This window comes from Paenibacillus sp. BK033, from assembly GCF_004345425.1.
Lineage (GTDB): Bacteria > Bacillota > Bacilli > Paenibacillales > Paenibacillaceae > Pristimantibacillus.
In genome coordinates this window covers 1,345,674-1,370,513 of sequence record NZ_SLVP01000001.1, presented here as the reverse complement: position 1 = coordinate 1,370,513, position 24,840 = coordinate 1,345,674, and the positions used below count along the sequence as shown (strand labels likewise).

The following is a 24,840-nucleotide window of genomic DNA, read 5'->3' as shown; positions in this document are numbered from 1 at the left end:
TCCTTAATATAAGGAAGGTCTGCGGTCCTCGAATACCGGAATTTTGCCGCGTACGGTATCAACGAGAGATAAATCGATCTCGGCGTAAAGTATGGTCTCTTCTTCCGCCGCTTCGGCGATTGTCTCGCCCCAAGGATCAAGAACCATCGAATGGCCGAAGAAATGCGTCTCTCCGCTAATGCCTACGCGGTTGCACGCAATCACGAACATTTGGTTTTCGATTGCGCGGGCGGTCAGAAGCGTGCGCCAGTGATGCAGCCTTGGATGCGGCCATTCGGCCGGCACAAAGAGCAGCTTCGCTCCACCCAGCGCAAGCTTTCTGGCCAGTTCCGGGAAGCGGATATCATAGCAGATCATCATGCCTGCCCCCGCGCCTTCAATCTCAAGCTTGCCAAGCTTATCTCCCGCTGCGAGGTACTTCTCTTCGTCCATCAGGCGGAACAAGTGGATTTTCGAGTAATCCGCGATTTGGTTTCCTTCCCGGTCAAAAGCGAAAATCGTATTGTACACGCCGTCTTCCCGGCCTTCCGCGATCGATCCGGCGATGATATGAATGCCATGCTTGCGGCTGAATGCCGACAGGTAAGCTTTCGTGCGTTCTCCATGCGGGTCCGCAAGCTTCGTAATTTCCGTTAACGCATAGCCCGTATTCCACATCTCCGGAAATACGATGACATCCGGCTTATTAGGCTGGGATGCCGCCTCCTCGAGCATGCCGGACAGCTTGGCGAAATTCGCTTCCGGCTGTCCGACCTCTATATTCATTTGCAAAAGTGCAATGCGCATTGGCTGTGTCATAGGTCTTGTTCCCTTCATCAATTACTTTTCCCTAATGATACCTTCTCATGGTTCTGTGTCAAGATGGACAGATTAATGGAGAAGAGTTATTCATTCCCGGAAAAGGAGAGAAATAAAAATGCGCCAGAAACGATTAGCGTCCCTGCTGCTCGCTTTATGCTTCATGTTGACGTTCGCCTCTGCCTCCGCCTTTGCTTCAGCACCGGAGGATCAGCCTTTTAAGCCTGTTCAGGTATTTGACGTGAAAGCCGGAAAAGTCGTGCTTACAACGCCAAACGATAAGGAATACCAGGAATTTGCGAACAAATGGATCTCATCCATTACGGGACTTGCCCCTCAGCTCACGAATGACGACAGCTGCAATTACGTTTACCGCGTGCCGCTTGAGAAGCCCGTAACGATATCCGTGAACGGCACCAAGCTGCTGGCTGACGACGTGTTCTTATTTTATTGCGATGGCAAGCCTCCGCTTCTTCTCGTATTCGATGAGCAACGCAGACCCTACCTGCTGCTCTTCAAAGAAGACATTAAACCGTTTATTAAGAAAATCGGGATTCCGGCTGAGTAAATCAGCATCAATGCCCGCTCCATGCCGACTAATTTCATTCTAAGGATTTATAAGTTTTTGCTTATTAATCTCGCTTGGAATTCTTTGGAGTGAAACGCTCTCTGCATTATAATTACGGCATTTGCCGTTTCACCTTGACTCGACATAAACGGTTTTGACATGCTACATTAAAGCTAATGTCGTTCAGGCGATTAGAGAGCATTTATGGTGGAGTGTGAGCAAATGGAAACTCGAGTGAGTGAGCATGTTATAAAACCGGCAGACCGCATGACGGCGCTGCCAACGCAGTTTTTCGCCAAGCTTGTCGGCAAAGCAAATGCCCAAGCGGCCAAAGGCCGGGATGTGATCAATCTGGGGCAAGGCAATCCCGACCAGCCTACCCCTCCCCATATCGTAGCAAAGATGCAGGAAGCGTCTGCGAATCCGATGTACCACCGTTACCCGCCTTTCAGCGGTTATTCGTTCCTGAAGGAAGCGGTAGCCAAGCGCTATAAAGAAGATTACGGCGTTGAGGTTGATCCGGCTGCCGAGGTTGCCATTTTGTTTGGAGGCAAAACGGGTCTTGTCGAAATCAGCCAGTGCCTGCTTAATCCCGGCGACGTATGTCTTGTTCCGGATCCCGGTTATCCGGACTATTGGTCTGGCGTCGCGCTTTCCGGCGCGGAGATGAGCTTTATGCCGCTGACGGCGGATAACCGCTTCCTGCCTGACTATAGCGCTATTGATCCGGAAGCTTTGGAGCGCGCCAAGCTGATGTTCATCAATTACCCGAACAATCCGACAGGCGCCGTAGCGGATCCCGAATTTTATGAAGAGACCGTCGCCTTTGCCCGCCGTACGGGTGTCGTGGTTGCAAGCGACTTTGCTTACGGAGCCATCGGCTTTGACGGCAAAAAGCCGGTCAGCTTCCTTCAAACGCCCGGCGCCAAGGATGTTGGCGTAGAGTTTTATACGCTCTCCAAAACGTACAACATGGCCGGTTGGCGGGTTGGCTTTGCCATTGGCAACGCCCAAATCGTATCCCTGATCAATCTGATTCAGGATCATTACTACTGCAGCCTGTTTGGCGGCATTCAGGAAGCGGCGGCGCTTGCCCTTACGGGTCCGCAGGATTGCGTGACGGAGCTTACTGCCCGTTACGAAAGCCGGCGCGAGGCGGTATTCGGCGCGCTTGCGAAGATCGGCTGGAAAGCCGACCGTCCCGGCGGTTCTTTCTTCTGCTGGCTTCCGGTACCCGAGGGCTATACGTCGGAATCCTTCGCAGATCTTCTTCTCGAGCAAGCCGACGTTGTCGTTGCGCCGGGCAACGGTTTTGGCACCCATGGCGAAGGCTATGTGCGCCTTGGTCTATTGACCGGCGAGGAACGGCTCGTTGAAGCCATCGAGCGGATTGGCAAGCTAGGCATTTTTTAACCTGCCCGGCAGACCGGCATCCCCCGGTCTGCCGGCTGTTTTTATGGCGCTTGCCTTGCTTTACAGTAAGGTATGATCATGATATGCTAGCATTAACTGAACATGTAACGTGATGACGGGACTAGTAAGTGAGATGGCCGTGCCCAGAGAGCAAATTCGTCAGGCTGCAAGATTTGCCTCGGTTCCTTGCTGAATCCAACCCCCGAGCGGCCGGCGAGAGCCGGACAGCGCCTCCTGTTATGAGGCTTGAGATGGACCTGTATGCGCGTATTTGCCATTCGGTCAACAAAGGTGGTACCGCGGAAGCTATAGACTTTCGTCCTTTATGGACGAAGGTCTTTTTATTTTGTCAGGAAATGGGATGAGAAGATGTCGGAGAGAATTGTTGTCAAAATCGGTAGCAGCTCCTTAACCTCGGAGGAAGGCGGTTTAAACCGTGAACGTATCGCCTATTTTGCTTCTGAACTCGCCGCTTTGCACAAGCAAGGCTGCCCACTTATTCTGGTAACCTCCGGCGCGGTGGCTGCGGGCTTCCGCCAGATCGGTTACGCTGCACGGCCAAAAGCGGTACACGAGAAGCAAGCAGCTGCCGCGGTTGGCCAGGCGCTGCTCATGCAGGCTTATCAGGAAGCGTTCGGAGAGTTTGGCATCGGGGTTGCCCAGATCCTGTTGACCCGGGCGGACTTCTCCAACCGCAAGCGAATCCAAAATGCGCTCAAGACGATAGAGGAATTGCTTCGTCTCCGCATTCTTCCTATCATTAATGAAAACGACACGGTAGCTACCGACGAGCTTGAGCTGAAGTTTGGCGATAACGATAAGCTGTCCGCGCTGGTTGCGGCGATGACGAAAGCAAGCAGCCTGATCATGATTACCGATATGGACGGCTTGTATACGGAGGATCCGCGAAAAAATCCGGAAGCCGTCAAGATCGAACGGGTGGATCAAATCTCGGAGGAGATTATGCAGCTGGCGGGCGGAGCAGGCTCTGCGGTTGGCACTGGCGGCATGCGTTCCAAGATAGAAGCAGCGCGCATCTCCATGCGCGGGGGCGTAAGAGCTTTTATCGGAAAGGTTCAACAGCCTGGCGATTTGCAGCTGGCGGTTGACGGTACAGGCAAAGGCACTTATTTCGATACCCGGTTGCACAGCCTTCCGATGAAGAAGCAATGGCTCGGCTTCCACTCCAACCCCCATGGCCGCATTATCGTTGACGACGGCGCCGAGCATGCCTTGCTCGTACGCGGCAAAAGCCTGCTGCCGGCCGGCATCCGCGAAATTCAAGGCGATTTTCATTCGGGGGATGTTGTAGAAGTAACAAATCTGACGGGAGACACGATCGGACGCGGCGTAGTAAACTACGAAGCTTGGCAGGTTCAAGCCGTGGCCGGTCTCAGCACGGAAGAAGTAAAACGCCGGGTGGATGTAGGCAGAATCGAAGTCATCCACCGCGACGAGTGGGTTTCCTTGCGCTAATCTTTCATTAAGTCTATGCTTTCGAAGCATGAATGGCTTCGCAATTCATTTTAGGAGGAATCGAGATGGTTAGTGAAGTTAAACAAAAAGCAACGCTTGCCCAAGCCGCTGCCAGCATCATGAACAAAATGACGACCGAGCAGAAAAATGCCGCCCTTACGGCCATGGCTAATGCCTTAATTGAGAATCAGGCATCTATTATCGAAGCCAATAAAAAAGATCTGGAACGAGGCCGGAAAAACGGCACGAGCCCTTCCCTGCTGGATCGCCTCGCCTTGAACGAAAGCCGTGTTGCGGACATCGCGGAAGGACTGCGCCAGGTTGTGGAGCTGCCGGATCCGGTTGGCGAGCTGCTGGAGCAATTCGACCGTCCAAACGGCCTTCGGGTTGATAAAAAACGCGTGCCGCTCGGCGTTATCGGCATGATCTACGAAGCCCGTCCTAACGTTACCGTGGACGCTGTTGGCCTTTGCCTCAAAACCGGCAACTGCGTGGTGCTCCGCGGGGGCTCCGCTGCCCTGGATTCCAACCGCCGGATCGTGGAGGTGCTCCGCGAAGCGCTGGCCTCAACGGCATTGCCGCAGGATGCGATTCAACTGATAGAAGATTCCGACCGCGCTTCCGTCAACGAAATGCTTAAATTAAACGGATTGCTTGATGTAGTTATCCCGCGCGGCGGCGCGGCGCTGATCCGCAACGTAGTCGAAAACGCGACAGTGCCCGTTATCGAGACAGGTGCCGGCATCTGCCATACCTTCGTGGATGAGAGCGCGGATTACGACATGGCGGAACAAATCGCCTTCAACGCGAAGGTTCAGCGCCCTTCCGTCTGCAACTCGATGGAAACTTTGATTTTGCACCAAGCCTTTGCGGAGCGCCATCTGCGGCAAATCGCCGATCGCTTCCTTGCGGCTAATGTCGAGCTGCGCGGCGACAGCCATACGGCTGAGCGCGTACCGCAGGCCAAGCTTGCGACCGAACAGGATTTTGCGACGGAATATAACGATTATGTTTTAAATATTCGTATTGTAGCAAACTTAGATGAGGCGCTTGAGCACATTCGCAAATACAGCACGAAGCATTCCGAATGCATCGTAACGGAGAATGCATGGAATGCCGAGCGATTCTTGAACGAAGTAGACGCTGCGGCAGTCTATCACAACGCTTCCACCCGCTTCACGGACGGCTTCGAATTCGGCTTCGGAGCGGAAATCGGCATTAGCACGCAAAAGCTGCACGCGCGTGGCCCTATGGGACTGCCGGCTCTTACGTCAACGAAATTCCGGGTTTACGGCAACGGCCAAATCCGCGGTTAAGATAGAGTTTGGAGGGTGAACGAAATGTTATCGATGGAACAAACAAATGCCGGCGTTAATATCGAAGCTTTGAAAATAAGCTTCTATGGCGCAGGCTCGATGGCGGAAGCTATCGTACGCGGACTTATTAATCAAAAGCTGACAAAACCGGAGCAAATCTCGATGCTGAACCGCCAAAACGCGGACCGGCTGAATGAACTAAGCGAGAAATACGGCGTACAGACGGTATTGAACGGTACGACAAACGAGCAGTTTATTCAGGATGCGGATATTGTTTTCCTGGCGATGAAGCCTAAGGACGCGGTCAGCGCGATTTCGTCCATCAAGCACCTCCTTTCGGATAAGCAGCTGATCGTCTCGGTTATTGCCGGTCTGTCGATCTCTTCCATTGAGCGGGTGCTTGGCAGATCCGCCCCTATCGTTCGGACGATGCCCAATACCTCGAGCACAATTGGCCTTGGCGTAACGGGAATGAGTTATTCGGGCAGCGTGACGGAAGAGCAGCGCAAGCTTGCGGAAACGATGTTCGCTTCAATCGGCATTAACGCGGTTGTCGAGGAATCGCTGCAGGATTCGATCGTTGGCGTGTCGGGCAGCGGCCCGGCTTATGTCTATTTCTTCATGGAAGCGATGATGGAAGCCGCGGAGAAGCTTGGCCTCCCTGCTGAACAAGCCAAGGAGCTGATCGTTCAGACCGTGCTTGGCGCTGCCGAGATGGTCAGAACAACCGGCGAGGAGCCGGCTGAGCTCCGCCGCAAGGTTACTTCCCCTAACGGCACGACTCAGGCTGCAATCGAATCGATGGCGGCTAGCGGATTAACGGAAGCCGTCGTGCGCGGCATGCTGCGTTCGGCAGAGCGCGCCGGCGAAATCGGAGCAGATATTGAAAGGAGCACGTTGTCCTAATGAATCAAATGTGTGTTGCAACTTACCGCTGCTTTGACGAGAAAGCGGATTTCGATAAAAAAGCATTGTCCATCGCCGTTGGCTTGACGGTTGGCAGCTGGACGGAGCTCCCGGAGGCACGCAAAGCCGAGATGGAAAAGCATCTAGGCAAGGTATTGTCGGTTAACGTGCATGAAGAAGCAGGCAGCGAGCGTTACGCCGATATCCAGATTGCGTATCCGGACATCAATTTCAGCCGCGATATCCCCGCTCTGCTCGTTACGATTTTCGGCAAGCTGTCCATGGACGGCAAAATCAAGCTGATTGATCTGGATGTCTCGGAGCAATTCCAATCCGCCTTCCCTGGTCCCAAGTACGGCCTGGAAGGCGTACGCCAGCTTCTTGGCGTTCACGACCGCCCGCTTCTGATGAGTATTTTCAAATCGGTTGTTGGCCATGATCTTCCGAACCTGCAGGAGCAATTCTATAAGCAGGCGCTTGGCGGCGTCGACCTTATCAAGGATGACGAGATTTTGTTCGAAAACCCGCTTACGCCTCTGGAAAAGCGCGTGGAAGTATGCATGGAGGCGGCACGCAAAGCCCAGCAGGAAACCGGTCAAAAGCTGCTGTACGCGGTTAACCTGACAGGACCTACCTCGCAGCTCGCAAGCCAAGCCCGCAAAGCTATCGCAGCGGGCGCGAATGCTCTGCTGTTTAACGTATTGTCTTACGGCTACGATGTGCTGCACGAGCTAAGCAAGGATCCGGAGATTAATGTGCCCATTGCGGCGCACCCGGCAATGGCGGGCGCCTTTTATCCTTCTCCGCATTACGGGATCAGCGCTTCCGTCCTGCTTGGCAAGCTGATGCGCCTGGCAGGCGCGGATCTTGTTCTCTTCCCTTCCCCTTACGGTTCAGTCGTTATGCCGAAGGCTGAGAACCTGGCGGTAAAAGAAGCGCTTCTAGCGCCTTCGGATACGCTCCGGACGAGCTTCCCTGTACCTTCGGCCGGCATCCATCCCGGACTTGTTCCTCTTATACTGCGCGACTTCGGCACGGACGTGGTCGTTAATGCCGGCGGCGGCATCCACGGCCATCCGATGGGCACGGCGGCCGGCGGCAAAGCCTTCCGCAGCGCGATTACGGCAGCAATGAACGGCGTACCGCTTCGCGAGGCAGCGGCGCAGCCGGGTAACGAACCGCTTCAGGCGGCTATAGACGCATGGGGGATTAAGGAATGACAACAGCTAAGAAACGCATCATCTTCTGCGACTTTGACGGAACCATCACCGTCAACGATAACATTGTAGCTATCATCAAGCATTTCAACCCGCCGGGCTGGGAAGACATTGCAAATGCGGTTCTATCCCAGAAAATCTCGATCCGCGACGGCGTTGGCCAAATGTTCCGCCTCCTCCCGACTTCCATTCGGAAGGAAGTTGTGGAGTATGGCATTCATAACGTGCAAATCCGTGACGGCTTTGCCGAGCTGCTCCAATATTGCAAGGAAGAGCAGATCGAATTTTACGTGACAAGCGGCGGCATCGACTTCTTTGTGTATCCGGTGCTGGCCCGCTTTGGTATTCCGGAGGATCATATTTACTGCAACGGCAGCGACTTCAGCGGCGAGCAGATCGAAATTACATGGCCGCATCCATGCGATGAGCATTGCAGCAATGACTGCGGCATGTGCAAAACAACGATTATGCGCCGATTCCCGGCAAGCGTTTACGAGCGGATTATTATCGGCGACAGCGTAACCGACTTTGAAGGCGCCAAGCTGGCCGATACGGTCTTCTCCCGCCATCATCTGACCGATAAATGCAAGGAGCTTGGTCTCCCCCATACCGAATTTACAACCTTCCATGACATTGTGCATGAGCTGAAGAAAGAAAGGATCGTTTAATATGGCTTTTACCGATATTAAGCTGGAACAAAAGCAGCAGGCGCTCGCCGAGCTGCGCAGCGTTAAGGAACTGTTCGCCTCCCGCGGCTGGTTTGCCGGAACAAGCGGCAACCTCTCGGTTCGCGTAGGGGATTTCAACCCTGACGAATTCTATTTCGCCATTACGGCAAGCGGCAAGGATAAAACGGTACATACGCCGGAGGATTACCTGTTCGTCGACAAGAATGGCAAAGCTTGCGAAGCTACAAGCCTGAAGCCTTCCGCCGAAACGCTTATTCACAACGAAATCTACCGTTTAACGGGTGCAGGCGCTATTTTCCACGTTCACTCCGTGTACAGCGCCGTTATGTCCGAATGGTTCTGGGAGCGCAGAGCGGTTCCCGTAGACGGGGTAGAGCTGATTAAAGGCCTGAACATCTGGGAAGAGGAAGCGCATATCGATATTCCGATCGTCTCCAACTTCGCCGAGATTCCGCGCATTGTGCCGGAAGTGACGGAACGCCTCGACAAGAGGATTCCGGGCATTATTCTTCGCAAGCATGGCATTTACGCCTGGGGGGCGAACGCCTTCGAAGCGAAGCGCCATATCGAAGCGTTTGAGTTCCTGTTCGAATACGTTTATCGCTGGGAAATGCTGAACGGCCGCAAATGATCAGAAAGTGAGTTTTCAGGTTGAAAAGCTATATTTTCTAAACTGTTAAAGCGAAAAAGCTGGTCAACTCGTTGGATACGAGATTGGCCAGCTTTTTCATTTACCGCTATGCAATTAATAATTCCGGGTTTTGTTATACGCTCTCTTCGACTGCAGCCATTAACTCTTCCATCTTGAACAAGGAGCGGACTTCGAATTCCGCCTCTTCCAGATTGGCTCTGCCAGCCTTTTCGTTCTCGATGACGCAGAGCACCTCTTTCAGCTCCGCATCGTGGTTCAACAAATCCGCTGCGCTTAAGAGCACCTGTCCGCCCGTCGTGATGACATCCTCGATAATACAGACCTTCTTGCCCGTAATATCGATTCCTTCCGCCAATTTGCTTGTTCCGTATTCCTTCGCTCTCTTGCGGACGAAGACGACCGGAATGCCTGTTTTGAGGGAAAGCGCAGTGGCAATCGGAATACCGCCCATTTCAAGCCCGGCTAAAACTTCCGTTCCTTCCGGAACAAGGGGTGCAAGCTGTTCTGCGATCGCAGCTAATAGCACGGGATTGGATTCGAACAAGTATTTATCGAAGTAATGATTCGAGGTTTTACCTGAGCGAAGCTTGAATTCTCCCGTCAGTCGTGACGTTTGCATAATTTCTCTTGCAAGCTCTGTTTTGTTCATCTACAGTCCCCTTCTTCCTAAAAAGTGAATTCCCCTAAACATACGCCGTTTGAAAGTTTAGCAAATCTTAAAGGAATTGTCTATGCGGCTAAAGAGAATTTTTTAAATCGAAGTCGATTGATAATCATCCTTCAATAATTGCTTTGCGACGTAAAAAATCTGGCCCATGTGCTCCGAGTAATGCGTCGCGCATTGATGCAGCATATCCAGATTGCTGCGTTCCTTGCCGCGGACAGGCTGCGTCTGCTCCAGCTGCTCATCCGACAAGGTGCGAACGGTATCTATCACAAATTGAAAGCGTTCCTGTATCGTTCTTGTCAGTTCTTCACGTGTTAGGAAAGCCGGCTTTAACTCCGCATCCCGGTCTCTTACCATATCCTGAAAAAGAATTCCCTTATTAACCCGCTCCAAAATATTGCCTTCCATATGCCTGATTAACGTCGAAATGGAGTGGCTGTTAGGTCCCGGGCTCCAGTTCACCTGCACGTCATCCAATTGATTAAGCGCTTTCAAGATTCTCTGCATGATCTCTTCGAACTTCCTGATCAACCACATTCGATTAAATTCTTTGTTCATTGTTCATGACCTCCGCCAAAAAAACTCCATCCCACCGGGACGGAGTATAGTAGAATAGACTGCTAGTCACCCTTCAGCATATTGAAGATAGCGCCTGCCGCGCTTCCTTCGTCCTTGCCGCCCGTGCCGAATCCGCGGGGCGCTGCGGCGAATACGCGGCTCGCAAGTCTGCTGAACGGCAGAGATTGAATGTAGACGGTGCCCGGTCCTTCGAGCGTCGCGAAGAATAGACCTTCACCGCCAAACAGGAAGGTTTTCACCCCTTTTACCATCTCAATGCTGTAATTCACGCTTGGCGTAAAAGCCACGAGGCAGCCCGTATCGACGCGAAGCTTCTCCCCCGGATTCAGGTCCTTGCGGATAATCGTTCCCCCCGCATGCATAAAGGCAAGACCGTCGCCTTCAAGCTTCTGCATGATAAAGCCCTCTCCGCCGAAGAAGCCCGTTCCGATCTTGCGCTGGAACTCGATCCCCACCGACACGCCCTTTGCGGCCGCAAGGAACGCATCCTTCTGGCAGATCATTTTACCGCCTGCGGCATGGAGGTCGATCGGGATGATTTTGCCCGGGTACGGTGCGGCGAAGCTGGCCTTTTTCTTGCCCATTCCTTCATTCGTGAAGGCTGTCATAAACAAGCTCTCGCCCGTCAGAATCCGTTTGCCCGCGCTCATCAGCTTACCCATAAACCCGCCGGAGGATTGACCGCTGCCGTCTCCGAAAATCGCTTCCATGTTTATGCCGTCATCCATCATCATAAGGCTTCCCGCTTCGGCAATAACCGTCTCGGAAGGATCCAGCTCAATTTCTACAAATTGCATATCGTCGCCATGAATGTAATAATCGATTTCGTGGTTGCTCCTCAACCTAATCCCTCCTGAACGATAATAAAGCTCTCTCCTATCATACCACTACCATCCAATTATTTCCCAATAAAAAAAAGAAAGCATGCGGCATTCGCATGCTCTCCGTACCCGTTCTTATCCCAAAGCCCGTATCCAGACGGTCATCTCGCCTTTCTCCCGATTGCCCCAAAGATAATACGGGACGGCCGTCAGCCGGACCCGCTTTGAAGCGCGAAGCTTCGCGTACGGGCGATACGGCGTGTCTTCCTGCCAGGAATCCTGTTCGTCCAGCTGCCCTTCGGCTTCGATGACAACCGCTCCGCCCAGCAATTGATCGTCATAATAAGAATGAAGCACTCCGGAGGTAACAAGCGACACCGCCGCTAGCGGGCTTCCGTTGTCCGCTTCCTCCAAGCAGTAGACAAGTGGTCCGCGCTCAATCGCCACCTTGCCGGCATTTGCGCGGATTTGCGGATGTGCGGCCGTCAGTTGAGCCTCAAGCGCCGGCTCCCATTCCGCAACGTCTCCTTGCTGCCAATTACGGCTAACGAGCGCGTATCCATTCTCCACCGCGTATTCCGCTGTCCGGCCGTTAATATTCAGTACAGCTTTCCCTTTGCTCCAGGACGGGATGCGAAGAGCCAACGTAAACGGCGTGCCTGGAACATCGGCCATTTCGAATCGCGCATATCCTTTCCATGGCAGCTGCGACTGCTGCTTTAAGGAAACGGAGCCTGCGGCAAGCTCGAACCGCGCTTCGCTGCCGATAAACAGATGGGTGTAGATCGTATTGCTTGCGGCAGATACCGTGTAAATATAGTCATTCAAGGAGCTGAGCAGACGCGCCACGTTTGGAGGGCAGCAGGAGCAGCCAAACCATTTCTGACGCTCGGCCTTCACATGATGGCGGCCCGGATTTTTCTCGGAGGCTTGCGGCCATACTTCAAGCGGGTTGACGTAGAAGTAATGCTTGCCGTCCTGGGACATGCTGCCGACCACGTTGTTATATAATGCGCGCTCCATAACGTCGGCGTAGTCGCTTTTGGCTTCGAGCTTCAGCATCCGCTGCGCAAAGAAGATCAGACCGATAGAAGCGCAAGTCTCCGCGTATACCGTATCGTTCGGCAGATCGTAATCGAACGAGAATGCCTCGCCATGATGCGTGGAGCCGATGCCGCCCGTAATATACATTTGTTTTCCGGTCATGTTGCTCCATAACCGCTCGCAGGCTTCAAGAAGCTGCTTATCCCCGGTCAATCTCGCCAAATCCGCCATTGCGGTATACATATACACGGCGCGGACCGAGTGGCCGACCGCCGCTTCTTGCTCCCGAACCGGCTTGTGCGCCTGGTTGTATGCCAGCTGCTTCACGGTCGGAATTGGGCGTTTGCCTCCGGCCCATAAGCTATAGCCATCCCGCTGCTTCCCTTCTTCCACAAGGAAGTTCGGCTCCGTCCCGCGTTCGTCAATAAAGAACTGGGCCAGCTTCAAATACCGTTCTTCCCCAGTCGCCTGATGCAGCTTGACCAGCGCAAGCTCGATCTCCTGGTGGCCGTCATAGCCTCTCAGCTTTCCTTCCTCCGGGCCAAAGACCGAATCGATATGATCGGCGAACCGGCTCATGACGTCAAGCAGCTTGCGTTTTCCCGTCGCATCGTAATAGGCAACAGCCGCTTCCATCATATGGCCCGCGCAATACAGCTCATGCGCCTCATAAAGATTGGTCCACTGCTTGCCCGGATCTTTTATCGTGAAATACGTATTCAAATAACCGTTCTCATGCTGCGCCATCGCGATAAGATCGATTACTTCGTCAGCGTTACGCTCCAGCTCGGCATCGGGATGATTCGCCAAGGAGTAACCAACGGCCTCCAGCCATTTCGCCACGTCGCTGTCCTGGAACACCATGCCGCCGTAAGGATGCTCTTCAAGTCCTGCCGCGACACGGAAATTACGGATGGCATAGCTTGGCTCCGCATCCGCGATCCGGTCGTTTAACGCTTCCCATTGGTAAGGAATTACGGTCTCGCGCACCAGCTCCGTAAAGCGGTTCCAAAAAGCATCCTCAATATGTACCTGACTGCTTCCCAGCCGTCCGTTAAGTTGCTTCGCCATGAAAGTTCCTCCTGCTCGAATATAAAAGATTTGATTCTTGCTATTTTCTAGTTTATTCTCGAGAAGACAATGAAACTACAAGTAAAACAACCTTCCTTTTTATAAAATATAACACTGACAGGAGATGGTCTATCCGTATGACTCACGTATCCCTGCAGCTTCCTCCCATGCCTTATTACATCGCAACCGGGCAAACCTCATACAAGCCCGGCGAACAGCATCCCAACCGCCGCAACTTAGGTTTGTTTGATCTCCTTTGGGTGACTAAGGGTACCTTGTATATCGGAGAGGAAGACAAGCAGTGGGAAGTTTCGGCCGGGGAGACGTTGCTGCTTCTGCCGGACCGCTATCACTATTCGACTAAGCCTTGCGACAACGAAACGTCGTTTTATTGGGTACATTTTGACTTCAACGGTGAGTGGAAGGAGCATGCATCCGATGCCGCCTCCCCGCCTCTGCCCTTGCGTCACGCCTTTGAAAATCCGTATTTCATCCAGATTCCCAAATATGCTGCGCCGTATGAGTTTACGCTTGCCGAGCGGCATCTCGCTCAGCTGCTGGCTTATGCAAGCGAGCATCAACGAGGCGTTTATTGGCAGGAGCATCAGCTCTTTATCGAGCTGCTGGGCTTGCTGGAGGAACGCAAGGACCGCGAGAGCACGGACTCTCCGGCCATGAAGCTGGCAAGCAAAACGGAAGCTTATATCCGTCAGCACTATCAATCGGAGCTGACCAACGCGGTACTGGCAGAGGCTCTTCATTTTCATCCCAATTACATCGTCAGGTGCATGAAAGAAATCTATCACTGCTCTCCGATGGACTATTTGCATCAATACCGGCTCGAGCAGGCCAAGCTGCTGCTCGTGAAGACCGAATGGTCCATCGCGGTTATCGCCGACAAGACGGGCTTCCGCCATGCCCCCTACTTCTCCAACTGCTTTCGAGCATACACCGGCACATCGCCGCTTAAATACAGGAAGCAATTCTCGCGCTAACCGAATGAAAAAAGCCTTGTGCTCCTTCTTCAGGAGGCACAAGGCTTTCGTATAATGAAGATGAGTGCTATCCGCGCGGTCCGCGAAACTTCTGGGAATGGGCTCTTGCTTCGTCCACGTTCGTAACCCGGTTTCGTCCCCATTCGATCAGAATCCGGTCGATATAACGGAAATTGAGCTTGCCCGCAAACACGGCTTCCTTCAAGGCAAACCGGATCAGCTCATCCGCATAACGGTCCTGGTCCAGCCATCCCGATATCGTCTCGCATTCCATCGGCGATAACAGACGTCCAAATTCCTGCTCGAACACCGAGAATATGTTCCCCGGATCCGTCGCCCGTTTCACGGTTCGCCGCTCCGTTCTCCGGGTCTCCCGTTTCTCTTCGGCCGCCCATTCGGCAGCCTTGAGCAGCCAGCCGCTCCAATTATATTGCTCGGATTGAATTCCCGTTACCGGATCAATCCGCTCGTCGATGGTCAGGAAGCCTTCTTTCATCAAACGGCCAATCGTCTGCTCAATATCTCTTGTCGTAGAGCCGGTACGCTCCGCCAGCTGCTCCATCGTCGGAAACTCGACACCTTCCGCTTCCCCGAACAGCATCAGCTGCAGCAGCAGCATGGCTTCCGTATCGGATAAATTCAATTGGCGGTAAGACCGCAGGAGCAGTGCAGATACATGCACGCCTCCTTCTTTCATGACGGCCGCCATCCCCCGCGAATAGGCCTTCCACATGTCCTCATTGCTCATGCAACCGATCCCTCCGCTACCTTAACTACTGCCATATTCGATTAGTTAGACTCGCCTTTCACGATTTCGTACGTATCGCGGGCAATAAGGAGCTCCTCGTTCGTTGGCACAACCAGCACCTTTACGCGGGAAGCATCCGTCGAAATTTCGCGGACGTCCTTGCTGCGGATATTGTTGCGTTCCTCATCCAGCTCAACGCCCAGGAACGAGATGCCTTCGCAAACGGCTTTGCGAAGAACGTTCGAGTTCTCGCCAACGCCTGCCGTGAACAGAATAACGTCGACGCCGTTCATCGCGGCGGCGTAAGCTCCGATATATTTTCGGACGCGGTACGTGTACATATCAAAGGCCAGCTTGGCATTTGCGTCGCCTTCGCCCATTGCTTCCACGATTTCGCGCATATCGCTGCTGATGCCGGAGATGGCAAGCATACCGCTATGCTTGTTCAGCATGGAATTTACTTCGCTTAAGGTTAGATCTTCCTTGTTCATGACATACGGCACGATGGCCGGATCCAGGTCACCGCTGCGCGTACCCATCATCAGGCCTTCCAACGGCGTCATCCCCATGCTGGTATCGAACGATTTCCCGTCCATAATGGCCGTTGCGCTTGCCCCGTTCCCGATATGGCAGGAGATCACCTTCAACGATTCCAGCGGCTTGCCCAGGTACTTGGCAGCCTGCTCGCTTACGTATTGATGCGAAGTTCCGTGGAAGCCGTAACGGCGCACTTTATGTCGGCGGTACAGCACTCTCGGAATAGGGTACAGGTAGGATGTATTAGGCATAGTCTGATGGAAGGCGGTATCGAATACAACCACCTGCGGAACGTTCGGCATATTCGCTTCTACCGCGTTAATGCCCATCATATGGGCCGGGTTATGGAGCGGAGCAAGATCAAACAGCTTGCGGATTTCCTGCTTTACGTCAGCCGTTACAAGCGCCGAACTCTTGAACACTTCGCCGCCGTGCACGATCCGGTGTCCAACCGCATCGATTTCTCCCATCGAGGCAACGACGCCATGCTCGGGATGAGTCAGCATGTCGATAACCTTTTTAACCGCCGTTATATGGTCAAGAATTTCGCTGACTTGCGTAACGTCCGGCTTGCCGGGAGGTTCATGGGTCACGATCGAGGAATCCATGCCGATTCTCTCTACGCGCCCGCTTGCAAGCACCGACTCGTTCTCCATATTATAAAGCTGATATTTCAGCGAAGAGCTGCCTGCGTTAATTACGAGTACTTTCATCTAGATACGGTCCCCATCCTTGTCATATTTGAAAAATCCGACGCCCGACTTCACGCCGAGATGTCCTCCGCGCACCATCTTCTTAAGGACGATAGACGGACGGTACTTCAATTCCCCGTACTCGCGGAACATCCGGTCAAGGGCGGCAAGGACGGAGTCCAGGCCAAAGCGGTCTGCCATCTCGAACGGTCCGTTCTGGAACGAATAACCGATACGCATCGCATTATCGATATCTTCGGCCGAAGCTACGCCTTCCTCGAGAACATGCAGCGCTTCGTTAATGAAGAGGCAGATCAGACGGGTAGTCACAAAACCCGGCGACTCGAATACCATAATCCCTTTTTTCTCGATAACCTCATCCACGAATTCTTTCGTTGTGTCGAACGTAGCATCGGAAGTTTTCAAACCGCGGACAATTTCAACGAGATCGATCTTGGATACCGGATAAATAAAGTGAAGGCCGATAACGCGCTCCGGATGGCTCGTTACGCTTGCCAGCTCGGTCAAGCTAAGCGTGGAGGTATTGCTGGCGATAATGACGTTTTCGTCGCACATCTCGTCCAGCTTCTTGATTACCTGTTTTTTGCTTTCCAAATCCTCGGTGATGGATTCGATGACCAGCTCGCAGGAGGTCAAATCTTCATAGTTTTTGCATGTATGGATACGATTTAAAATCAGTTTTTTCTCGGCCTGCGTCAGAGCCCACTTCTCAATCTGCTTATCCAGGTTGAGTTCGATCATCTGCATTCCGTATGTTAAGCGTTCCTCCGAGCTTTCGATTACATACACATCCAGCCCTTTAGAAGCGAGCATTTCCGCAATTCCTTGCCCCATTGTACCGGCGCCGATAACGCCAACTTTTTTGATTGCCATAATTCTGTCGATTCTCTCCTCGTATGTTTTTCTCTTTTTCTAAACGTTATTGAGAATAATTCTCTCTTCCTCGCATCCATTATACCCTTTTTCAGACAAAGAATGAAGGCAGGAAGATGAACGGATCTTGAACACCTCATGAACAACGCATGAACGATTTATGCGCTTTTCCGATTAATTATGTTGACACCAAAAAATGAACGGCAGCTTAACCTGAACTGCCGTTCATTACGGTTTGCGACTTCTTATGCGCTTTGGGACAACCGGCTCAGAAGATCGCGGAAATCGTCGCCGCCAAGCGTTTCTTCCTTGATCAGCACATCCAGGGACTGAACGAATACTTGGCGTCTTGCTTCCAGCATCGCTTTCGTCTTGTCCATCAGCTCATCCAGAATCGAACGGGTAATGTTCGCCCATTTATCCGGCGTCATCATGTTGGCGTCAATGATGCCAAGCTCGGTAAGTCCCGATTCCACCATGGTGCGAACAATGTTCATCGCCTGGTCGAAATCTCCTCGGGAGCCGGTGCTTCGGCCGCCGTAAAAAATCTCTTCGGCAGCGGCGCCGCCAAGCGCGATCATAATCTGGCTTTCCAGGAACTCCTTCGTGTACAGGTAGCGGTCTTGCTGCGGGTTATGCCGGACATAACCAAGCGCTTGACCACGCGGGGATAAAGCAACCTGCGACACGCTTCCCGGCCGAACAAGCTCTGCAGATATAGCATGGCCAAGTTCGTGAAGCGCAACACGCTCGCGCTCTTCGGCCGTAGCTTCGCGATCCGTTTTCTCGCCCATCATCACCTTATCGATAGCCATTGCCAGATGCTGTTCCAGAATCGTCCCGCTTTGCTCGCGCATCGCGTAGATGGCTCCTTCATTCATCACGCTCTCCAGCTGGGCGCCGGAGAAGCCAAACGACTCGGATGCGACCCGTTCCAGGTCTACCGATTCGTCAAGCGGCTTGTTGGCCGCATGAAGACGCAAAATGTGAAGGCGGCCTTTCTTATCCGGCAGATCGACCCCGATGTGACGGTCGAAACGGCCCGGGCGAAGCAGCGCGCTGTCCAGCATCTCCTTGCGGTTCGTCGCGGCGATAATAAGGATCCGCGGCGCTTCGTCGGAATGAATGCCGTCCATTTCCGTCAGCAGCTGGTTCAGCGTCTGGTCGTATTCCCGATGCTGTCCGCCGTCCCGCTTGCCGCCGATAACATCGATCTCGTCAATGAAGATAACGGCGCTTTTCTTGCCTGACTTTCTTGCTTTCTCTCGAGCTTCCTTGAACAAATCCCGAATACGTCCCGCACCTACGCCGACATACATCTCGACGAATTCACTGCCTGACGCGGCCAGGTAGATGGAGTCCGTATAATGGGCTGCTGCCTTCGCAAGCAGCGTTTTGCCTGTTCCCGGAGGGCCCGTAAGCAGGATCCCTTTCATCGGGCGGATGCCAAGCTTTGCGATCTCGTCCTGTTTAACCAGGAAGTCCAGGGCCTCGGTAAGCTCTTGCTTGGCTCTGTCCTGGCCGCCGATCTGATCAAAGCTGATCGATACCGAGTGAATCTGCTTGCCGCGCTTTGACCCTGGCAGAGCGGTCATGCGTCCTTTGCCTCCGCGCGATGCAAACCAGACTCCTCCCGCCAGAGCGGCAAAAATCAGGAAGGGAAAAATATTTAATCCTCTGAAAGCAAGGAATACAACGGCCATCAGCACAAAACCTGCCGTAATCTCAATCCAATACTTACGCATTAGCCGACACCTCCAACATAGCGGGAGTGCGTGGAAGCACGACATACTTCGTCGATTTGCCATCCTTCAGCGTAATATACACATTGTTATCGTCAAGAGCGGTTTCGTATTTAATGCCTGCATGATCAGCGGTTGCCTTCTGCAGAGCATTCGGAATTTCCGAATAGTTCTTCTTCTCCATCGCTTCGGCCACGTCAAACAATACCGAAGACCAGACCTTCTCCAATTGCTCGCTTGGAGCCTGATTCGCGATATCGAGCGATAATTCGCGGCTGCCAATCGCCTCTTTGCCTTCTTTGGCAATGGATTCGTAGACGTCCTTCAAATTCGCGTCCGGCTTAAGAGTAACCTGCAACGAGACGCGGTTCTGATCTATAGTTGGGGTATTCGCCGAGGCGATACCATCAATTTGTCCAATAGACTTCTGAAAAGGAGAAACAACGGCAAACTGCTTGTATAGCATCCATCCACCAAAGAGCAGCAAGGCTGTCGCTAGAGCGGAGAGCACGAAAGGGACAATACGAAGTTTCATAGTTGGTTTCCTCCTCTATATCTGTTATATAGAAACACTGACGTATATCAACTCTGCCATACGAAAGTATATCATATATCAGCATCAAAGAGGCGGTGTAAAAACAGGAAGCGGAGCCAGCCGCGTTATTGCGGCTAGCTCGCTGTTTTGGCGGGAAGATGATATTCGGTCACGTACGTGCCGCTGCGGAAATCATAGAAATCGTAGCTGTATTTCTCGGGATTCTTGCCTTGCGAATAGAACACTTCCCAAACCAGCTGGCCGTTTAAAGTTCCCGGCTGAATGCGTTTAATCGCCGCATCCGGTTTCTTCTGCAAGACGGCTTTCTTAACGGTATCTTTATCCGTTGCTTCGGAGGCTTTAACCGTTTGAACGGTCTTCTCTGGACCGATCAGCCATACGTAAATTTCTTCTTTCGCGTCATTCTCGCCCTTCACGATCCACGATGTCGTATCCCAAACCTGCTTCGTGATGGATGATACCTCGGTCAGACCGGCTGCTTCCTTTGCCTCTTTCCGGATCGGATTCTCCGAATCCCAGAACGGCTGCTGAATCGTATTATAGTACATGATGACTACCGCAATTACAGCAACCAGGGCGACAAGGAAAACAGCCAGCCAGCGCTTCGGGCTCATCACCGGCTGACGTTTTCTCGTTGTCGCTCTCATTTTGCGCTTAGCAGCCGTTCAAAGCTGGCTTGAGCCTCGTAACGGATCTTTTCCTCGTCCATCGTCGTGCATTCGCCATTATGAACAACCTTCTTGCCGTCTACCCATACATGCTTGACGTCACGGCCAGACCCGGAATATACGAGATGGGATACGATATCCGTGAGCGGATAGTAATGAGGCTGATCCAGATCAATCGCGATAAAATCGGCCTTCATCCCTGCCGCGAGCTTTCCGATGCTGTCTTCCTGCCAGATCGAACGGGCACCGTAAACGGTTCCCATGCGCAAGGCTTCCATTGCCGGAATGACCGTCGGATCTCCGGAGATTCCCTTATGGAGCAGCGCCGCGAATTTGATCTCTTTGAACAGGTCCAGGTTGTTGTTGCTTGCAACGCTGTCCGTGCCAAGAGACACCGTCACTCCTGCGCGCAGAAGCTCCGGAACACGGGCTACTCCGCTTGCCAGCTTAAGGTTGCTGACAGGGTTATGGGATACGGCAACGTTGCGTTCAGCCAGCAGGGCAATTTCTTCATCGTTCAAATGGACGGCATGCGCGACAAGCGCCGGCCGCGAGAAGAATCCAAGCTTGTCCAAATGCTCGACTGGACGGGAGCCGTAGTCTCGGACATTTTGCTCCACTTCGGCAAGCGTCTCGGACATATGGGTATGAACCGGCAGATCGTAATCATGGGCAGCTTGTACAAACTTCTCGATATAATCCGGCGGGCAAGTGTAAGGGGCATGCGGAGAAATCATCGTTGTGATGCGGCCATCCCCCTTCCCGTTCCAATCGCGGGCAAAAGCAATCGCTTCCTTCAGCTTCGCTTGCTGGATCTCCTCCGAACACAACCCGATGACGCCGCGCGTCAGTGCGCCGCGGATCCCCGATTGCTCAACCATTTGCGCAACTTGATCCATCCGGTCATACATATCGACAAAAGCGGTTGTCCCCGTCCTCAGCATCTCCACGATCGCAAGCGCGCTGCCCGCCCGCGTATCCCGGTCGACGTATTTGGCTTCCATCGGCCACATCTTCTGCTCCAGCCATACCTGCAGATTCTGGTCATCCGAATAACCGCGCAGCAGCGACATGGCGGCATGGCCATGCGTGTTAATCAAGCCCGGCATAAAAGCCAGCTTGCTGCCGTCAAGGCGCTCCGCTTGCTCATCCAGTCCGGTTGGAGGCTCCGCTCCGATATATGTAATTTGATTGTCCGTGACGACCATATGGCCGCGGAAAACCGCATTAGCGTCGTTCATTGTCACAAACAGGCCGTTATCAATCCACAACTGCGCCATTTTCCTGCTCATTCCTTTCCTTCTCTAGATAATAAGCCAAGCTAAGCAATTCCCTCGTAAAATCCGCATGGTGAATGCGGATATGCTCGGGTAAACGCAAGATCGCCGGCGCAAAATTCAGGATGCCTTCGATTCCGGCCTCCACGAATTGATTGGCTACGTTTTGCGCTTCCGGACCGGGCACGGTAATAATGCCAATGCGGATATTGTTTTCTTGAACGGTCTCTTTCAGTTTGTCCATCGGCAGAATGGTCAGATTGTTGATCATCGTGCCGATCTTGCTGTGATGATCGTCGAAAACGGCGACAATTTTCATGTTGTCCTTGGAGTACTTATTGTAATTGCATAAGGCATGCCCAAGATTGCCGGCGCCAACAAGCGCGACGTTAATCCGCTGGTCGAGCTTCAGTATCTGCTGAATTTTCTCTATCAGATAAGAGACGTCGTACCCGATACCTTTACGGCCGAAGTCGCCGAAATAGGCAAGATCCTTTCGGATTTGCGCGGGATTGAGGTCCAGCTTGAGGCCTAGCTCCTGCGACGAAACCGTCTGTACTTCCCGGTTGTACAATTCGTTAAGCACCTGCAGGTAGATGGGAAGCCGTCTGACGACGGCCTCCGAAATTTTCGCCTGCTTCACCCGATTTCCTCCTCTTCCGATTGCAGCCATTCCCGCATCCGCGGTACCATCTGGTCGATATGCATCGTTTCGATTTTTGGACCAGGCAGCGAATAGAGGAAGTGCTTGCCGTAATACGTATCAATGACGCGCGTGTCGTAGATAATAACGATTCCTTTGTCCTTTGCCGTGCGCACAAGTCTTCCGAAGCCTTGCTTGAAGCGGATAACCGCTTGCGGAATCGACAGCTTCATGAAAGGGTTCTGCTTCTGCTTCTGCAAGAGCTCCGATTTTGCTTCGACAAGCGGATGATTCGGCGGCTGGAACGGCAGGCGGACGATAGCCAGGCATGTCAATGCTTCGCCAGGGATGTCCACCCCTTCCCAGAAGCTGCTTGTGCCGAGCAGTACCGTCTCCGGTTGCTGGGTGAACCGTCTTGTCAGCTTCGTCCGGTTGCCGCTGTCGATGCCTTGGCCAAGCACTTGAATGCCCGAGCCCGCCAAAGCTTCCTTAAGCGGTTCGTAGACCTGCTTAAGCATCCGGTAAGAGGTGAACAACACAAGCATGCGGCCTTTTGTCTCCACCGCGGAATCGGCAAGCGAGCTTACCAGCATGGAGATAAACTGCGGGTCGCCGGCCGAACCCTTCAGGGTCGGGAAATTGCGGGGAATAATGACCAGCGCCTGCTCCCTGTAATTAAACGGCGACGGCAGCTGCACGGTTTTCAGCCGATTGTTATCTTCGAAGCCTTCCAGACCGAGCTGCTCCTCCGCATATTGAAACGATTTATGAACGGACAAAGTTGCCGAAGTAAGAATAATGCTATCCTTCACGTCGAAGAAATATTGTTGAAGCTGCTTGCTAACGTCGACCGGTACCGCGTACAGATGCACGGAGCGGTAGCGGTAAGTCGTGCTTGCCTCGATCCAATAGACCTCGGAGTTCTGCTCCATCTTGAGAAACGTACGGAGATCATCCTTTACCCTAGTCAAATCGCGGACGACGCCGTTCAAATCCGTAATCAGGCCTTGTATGGATGGATCGTCAAGCCGATCCTTGATATCCGATGCCATTTTGTCAACCGTCTTCACAACGCGGCTCAGCTCGGTATGCACGTTATTCTCAATCGTCAGTACGTCGTCCCAGCCCTTGGGAGGCGTATCGCTCCGCAAACGGCAAACCGCCTGACCGTTATCGTTTCCTGCCTCGCCCGACTCCCCTACAAAGGCATACAGCAGCTCAAACAGCTTATCCCAGTGCTCCTTCACGTCCTGAAACACCGGTATAACCGTATCGATCGTTTCCGTCCAAGCCTGAACACGCTCGTCATCCTCCTGCTGAAGACGAAGCCTAAGCGCGGGAAGCAGACCGGAACGGGCATCCTTAAACAGCCGCGTGGTCTGATGAGTCAACGAAAAATAATTTAATTGCATGCCAAGATGCTTGCCCGCTACTTCTTCCACATGATGCGCTTCGTCAATAATCAGGTGGCTGTAGCTTGGCAGCAGGCGGTGATCCGCTTGAACATCCGTGAACAGCATGGAATGATTCGTTATGCATACATCGGCGATATTAGACTCATGCTTGGCGCGATGGTAATAGCAGCGCTTGAACCACGGACATTGGCGGTTGAGGCATGAATCCGCGTCGCTTGCGACGGTCGACCAGAAATCCGCTCCTTTATTGCCGAAATTCAGCTCTTCCTGATCGCCGGTTTCCGTTTCGCTGAGCCAAACAACCATTTGCGAAGCCGTAATGGCATCATCAATGGGAGCAACTAGATCCTTTGCATTGATTTTACTTTCAAATTTCCGCAGACACAAATAATTGCCTCTGCCTTTGAAGATCGAAGCTCGGAAATCAAAAGGTAAAATCTCGCGAAGCAGCGGAATATCCCGCTGGCGCAGCTGCTCCTGCAGATTGATCGTATGGGTGCTGACTACGATTTTGCTATCCTGGTGAATCCCGTAATACAGCGACGGAATCAAATAACCAAGGGATTTCCCTGTGCCCGTTCCCGCTTCAATCAGCAGATGCCGGTCATTGCACAAGGAATCGTATACCTCGCGAAACATCGTTGTTTGCGCTTCACGCTCTTCATAATTCGGATACTTTTCCATGAAACGCTGCCGGATGCCGTCCAAATATTGCTCGAAGGAAACATCCTTGAGCGGATCCTCCTCCTGGTCGGCGCGGGCAGGCTGTTCATCGGTCCATTCCCCGGCTTTCAGCGCGAATTGGTTGAAATACTGGTACGCATTCATATCGATGGAGGTATGAAGCTCGGCATATTTCAACGTTTCGGCCATAAACCAGCTCAGATCGCTTCCGTTGTCTATAAGAAAGGATAGCCGCTGCAAAGTAAGCAGCGGCAACTGTCTGAGCTTCTGTACGGATTGAGCAAATAATTCGGCCGTCGCTATCGCGTCGCTGTCGGCCCGGTGATGCTGATCATGGGCAATGCCGAAAAGCTCGGTTACGGCGCCTAGCTGATACGTCGTAATCGACGGGTACAATATTCTTAGCAGCTCAATCGTATCCAGCCGCCGACCGATAAACGGATGGTAACCGCACCGGTCAAGGGCCTGATTCAAAAATCCGGCGTCAAAGTTAACGTTGTGAGCAACCAGCACGGCATCCTCCAGATGGGGGATGAGCTGCATAAGCACCTCATCCAATTCTGGAGCGTCCGCCACCATAGCGGCGTCAATGCCGGTCAGCTGCGTGATGAAGGCCGGGATTTCTATTGTAGGGCGTACAAAGGAGCTGTAGGTTTCAACGATTTCGAGGTTATCGTTCAGCACGGCTAAACCAACCTGCAAAATATCGTCGCTGACGCCATGTCCCGTCGTTTCCAGATCCAATACTGCGTATTTCATTACGTTTCTATCC

General features: G+C 52.9%; 23 protein-coding genes. 9 read left to right on the top strand and 14 right to left on the bottom strand.

Annotated elements, in window-relative coordinates; translation table 11 throughout:
- Positions 1–3: 3 nt before the first annotated feature.
- Positions 4–798, bottom strand: coding sequence for a carbon-nitrogen family hydrolase (locus EV294_RS06240; protein WP_132304811.1), 795 nt, complete (start codon positions 796–798; stop codon positions 4–6).
- A 118-nt stretch (positions 799–916) separates the two neighbouring features.
- On the opposite strand from EV294_RS06240, the gene EV294_RS06235 reads away from it, so the two are divergent.
- From EV294_RS06235 to mtnB, 8 genes are all read left to right on the top strand, one after another.
- The gene (locus EV294_RS06235) at positions 917–1,366 is read left to right on the top strand and encodes a hypothetical protein (RefSeq protein WP_132304809.1); all 450 of its coding nucleotides are present in this window, start codon (positions 917–919) and stop codon (positions 1,364–1,366) included.
- Positions 1,367–1,588: 222 nt separating this feature from the next.
- Positions 1,589–2,779 (top strand): pyridoxal phosphate-dependent aminotransferase, encoded by a 1,191-nt coding sequence (locus EV294_RS06230; RefSeq protein WP_132304807.1) that lies wholly within the window; start codon positions 1,589–1,591, stop codon positions 2,777–2,779.
- Positions 2,780–3,148: 369 nt separating this feature from the next.
- Positions 3,149–4,255, top strand: coding sequence for a glutamate 5-kinase (gene proB, locus EV294_RS06225; protein WP_132304805.1), 1,107 nt, complete (start codon positions 3,149–3,151; stop codon positions 4,253–4,255).
- Between the two features lie 65 nt (positions 4,256–4,320).
- Complete coding sequence (locus EV294_RS06220) at positions 4,321–5,571, top strand: glutamate-5-semialdehyde dehydrogenase (protein WP_132304803.1); 1,251 nt, start codon at positions 4,321–4,323, stop codon at positions 5,569–5,571.
- 24 nt (positions 5,572–5,595) lie between these two features.
- On the top strand, positions 5,596–6,477 hold the full coding sequence (gene proC / locus EV294_RS06215; RefSeq protein ID WP_132304801.1) for a pyrroline-5-carboxylate reductase: 882 nt from the start codon (positions 5,596–5,598) through the stop codon (positions 6,475–6,477).
- Positions 6,477–7,697 (top strand): 2,3-diketo-5-methylthiopentyl-1-phosphate enolase, encoded by a 1,221-nt coding sequence (locus EV294_RS06210; RefSeq protein WP_132304799.1) that lies wholly within the window; start codon positions 6,477–6,479, stop codon positions 7,695–7,697. The genes proC and EV294_RS06210 overlap by 1 nt, the downstream gene beginning before the upstream one ends.
- The gene (locus EV294_RS06205; protein WP_132304797.1) at positions 7,694–8,362 is read left to right on the top strand and encodes a 2-hydroxy-3-keto-5-methylthiopentenyl-1-phosphate phosphatase; all 669 of its coding nucleotides are present in this window, start codon (positions 7,694–7,696) and stop codon (positions 8,360–8,362) included. The genes EV294_RS06210 and EV294_RS06205 overlap by 4 nt, the downstream gene beginning before the upstream one ends.
- Position 8,363: 1 nt before the next feature.
- Entirely contained in the window at positions 8,364–9,014 is a 651-nt protein-coding gene (gene mtnB / locus EV294_RS06200; protein ID WP_132304795.1) for a methylthioribulose 1-phosphate dehydratase, read from the top strand.
- A gap of 133 nt (positions 9,015–9,147) precedes the next feature.
- Here the strand turns inward: mtnB and pyrE are convergent, their stop codons facing one another.
- The 4 genes from pyrE to EV294_RS06180 all read right to left on the bottom strand — a co-directional run bounded on the left by pyrE (position 9,148) and on the right by EV294_RS06180 (position 13,217).
- Positions 9,148–9,684 carry an orotate phosphoribosyltransferase gene (gene pyrE / locus EV294_RS06195; protein WP_132304793.1) on the bottom strand — a complete coding sequence of 179 codons (537 nt, stop codon included), beginning with the start codon at positions 9,682–9,684 and terminating at the stop codon, positions 9,148–9,150.
- A gap of 102 nt (positions 9,685–9,786) precedes the next feature.
- Positions 9,787–10,260 carry a DinB family protein gene (locus tag EV294_RS06190; protein WP_132304791.1) on the bottom strand — a complete coding sequence of 158 codons (474 nt, stop codon included), beginning with the start codon at positions 10,258–10,260 and terminating at the stop codon, positions 9,787–9,789.
- Between the two features lie 62 nt (positions 10,261–10,322).
- Entirely contained in the window at positions 10,323–11,123 is an 801-nt protein-coding gene (locus EV294_RS06185) for a TIGR00266 family protein (protein WP_132304789.1), read from the bottom strand.
- A gap of 114 nt (positions 11,124–11,237) precedes the next feature.
- Positions 11,238–13,217: a glycoside hydrolase family 127 protein gene (locus EV294_RS06180; RefSeq protein ID WP_132304787.1), complete on the bottom strand. Its 1,980-nt coding sequence runs from the start codon at positions 13,215–13,217 to the stop codon at positions 11,238–11,240.
- 137 nt (positions 13,218–13,354) lie between these two features.
- Here EV294_RS06180 and EV294_RS06175 point away from each other — a divergent pair, with 137 nt between their 5' ends.
- Positions 13,355–14,212 carry a helix-turn-helix transcriptional regulator gene (locus tag EV294_RS06175; protein WP_132304786.1) on the top strand — a complete coding sequence of 286 codons (858 nt, stop codon included), beginning with the start codon at positions 13,355–13,357 and terminating at the stop codon, positions 14,210–14,212.
- Positions 14,213–14,279: 67 nt separating this feature from the next.
- Here the strand turns inward: EV294_RS06175 and EV294_RS06170 are convergent, their stop codons facing one another.
- From EV294_RS06170 to dinG, 9 genes are all read right to left on the bottom strand, one after another.
- Positions 14,280–14,960, bottom strand: a complete 681-nt coding sequence (locus EV294_RS06170) for a DnaD domain-containing protein (RefSeq protein ID WP_132304784.1) — start codon at positions 14,958–14,960, stop codon at positions 14,280–14,282.
- A gap of 41 nt (positions 14,961–15,001) precedes the next feature.
- The gene (locus EV294_RS06165; RefSeq protein ID WP_132304782.1) at positions 15,002–16,210 is read right to left on the bottom strand and encodes an acetate/propionate family kinase; all 1,209 of its coding nucleotides are present in this window, start codon (positions 16,208–16,210) and stop codon (positions 15,002–15,004) included.
- Entirely contained in the window at positions 16,211–17,083 is an 873-nt protein-coding gene (locus tag EV294_RS06160; RefSeq protein WP_132304780.1) for a 3-hydroxyacyl-CoA dehydrogenase family protein, read from the bottom strand.
- Positions 17,084–17,328: 245 nt separating this feature from the next.
- Positions 17,329–18,828, bottom strand: a complete 1,500-nt coding sequence (locus EV294_RS06155) for an AAA family ATPase (protein WP_132304778.1) — start codon at positions 18,826–18,828, stop codon at positions 17,329–17,331.
- A complete protein-coding gene (locus EV294_RS06150) occupies positions 18,821–19,360 on the bottom strand; it encodes a hypothetical protein (RefSeq protein WP_132304776.1) in 540 nt (179 codons plus the stop codon). Before EV294_RS06150 ends, EV294_RS06155 begins: the two co-directional genes overlap by 8 nt.
- Positions 19,361–19,494: 134 nt before the next feature.
- Positions 19,495–20,028 (bottom strand): cell wall elongation regulator TseB-like domain-containing protein, encoded by a 534-nt coding sequence (locus EV294_RS06145; RefSeq protein ID WP_132304774.1) that lies wholly within the window; start codon positions 20,026–20,028, stop codon positions 19,495–19,497.
- On the bottom strand, positions 20,025–21,341 hold the full coding sequence (locus EV294_RS06140; protein ID WP_481856039.1) for an amidohydrolase: 1,317 nt from the start codon (positions 21,339–21,341) through the stop codon (positions 20,025–20,027). Before EV294_RS06140 ends, EV294_RS06145 begins: the two co-directional genes overlap by 4 nt.
- Positions 21,310–21,969: a redox-sensing transcriptional repressor Rex gene (locus tag EV294_RS06135; RefSeq protein WP_132304772.1), complete on the bottom strand. Its 660-nt coding sequence runs from the start codon at positions 21,967–21,969 to the stop codon at positions 21,310–21,312. The genes EV294_RS06140 and EV294_RS06135 overlap by 32 nt, the downstream gene beginning before the upstream one ends.
- The gene (gene dinG / locus EV294_RS06130) at positions 21,966–24,827 is read right to left on the bottom strand and encodes an ATP-dependent DNA helicase DinG (RefSeq protein WP_132304770.1); all 2,862 of its coding nucleotides are present in this window, start codon (positions 24,825–24,827) and stop codon (positions 21,966–21,968) included. Before dinG ends, EV294_RS06135 begins: the two co-directional genes overlap by 4 nt.
- Positions 24,828–24,840 lie beyond the last annotated feature (13 nt).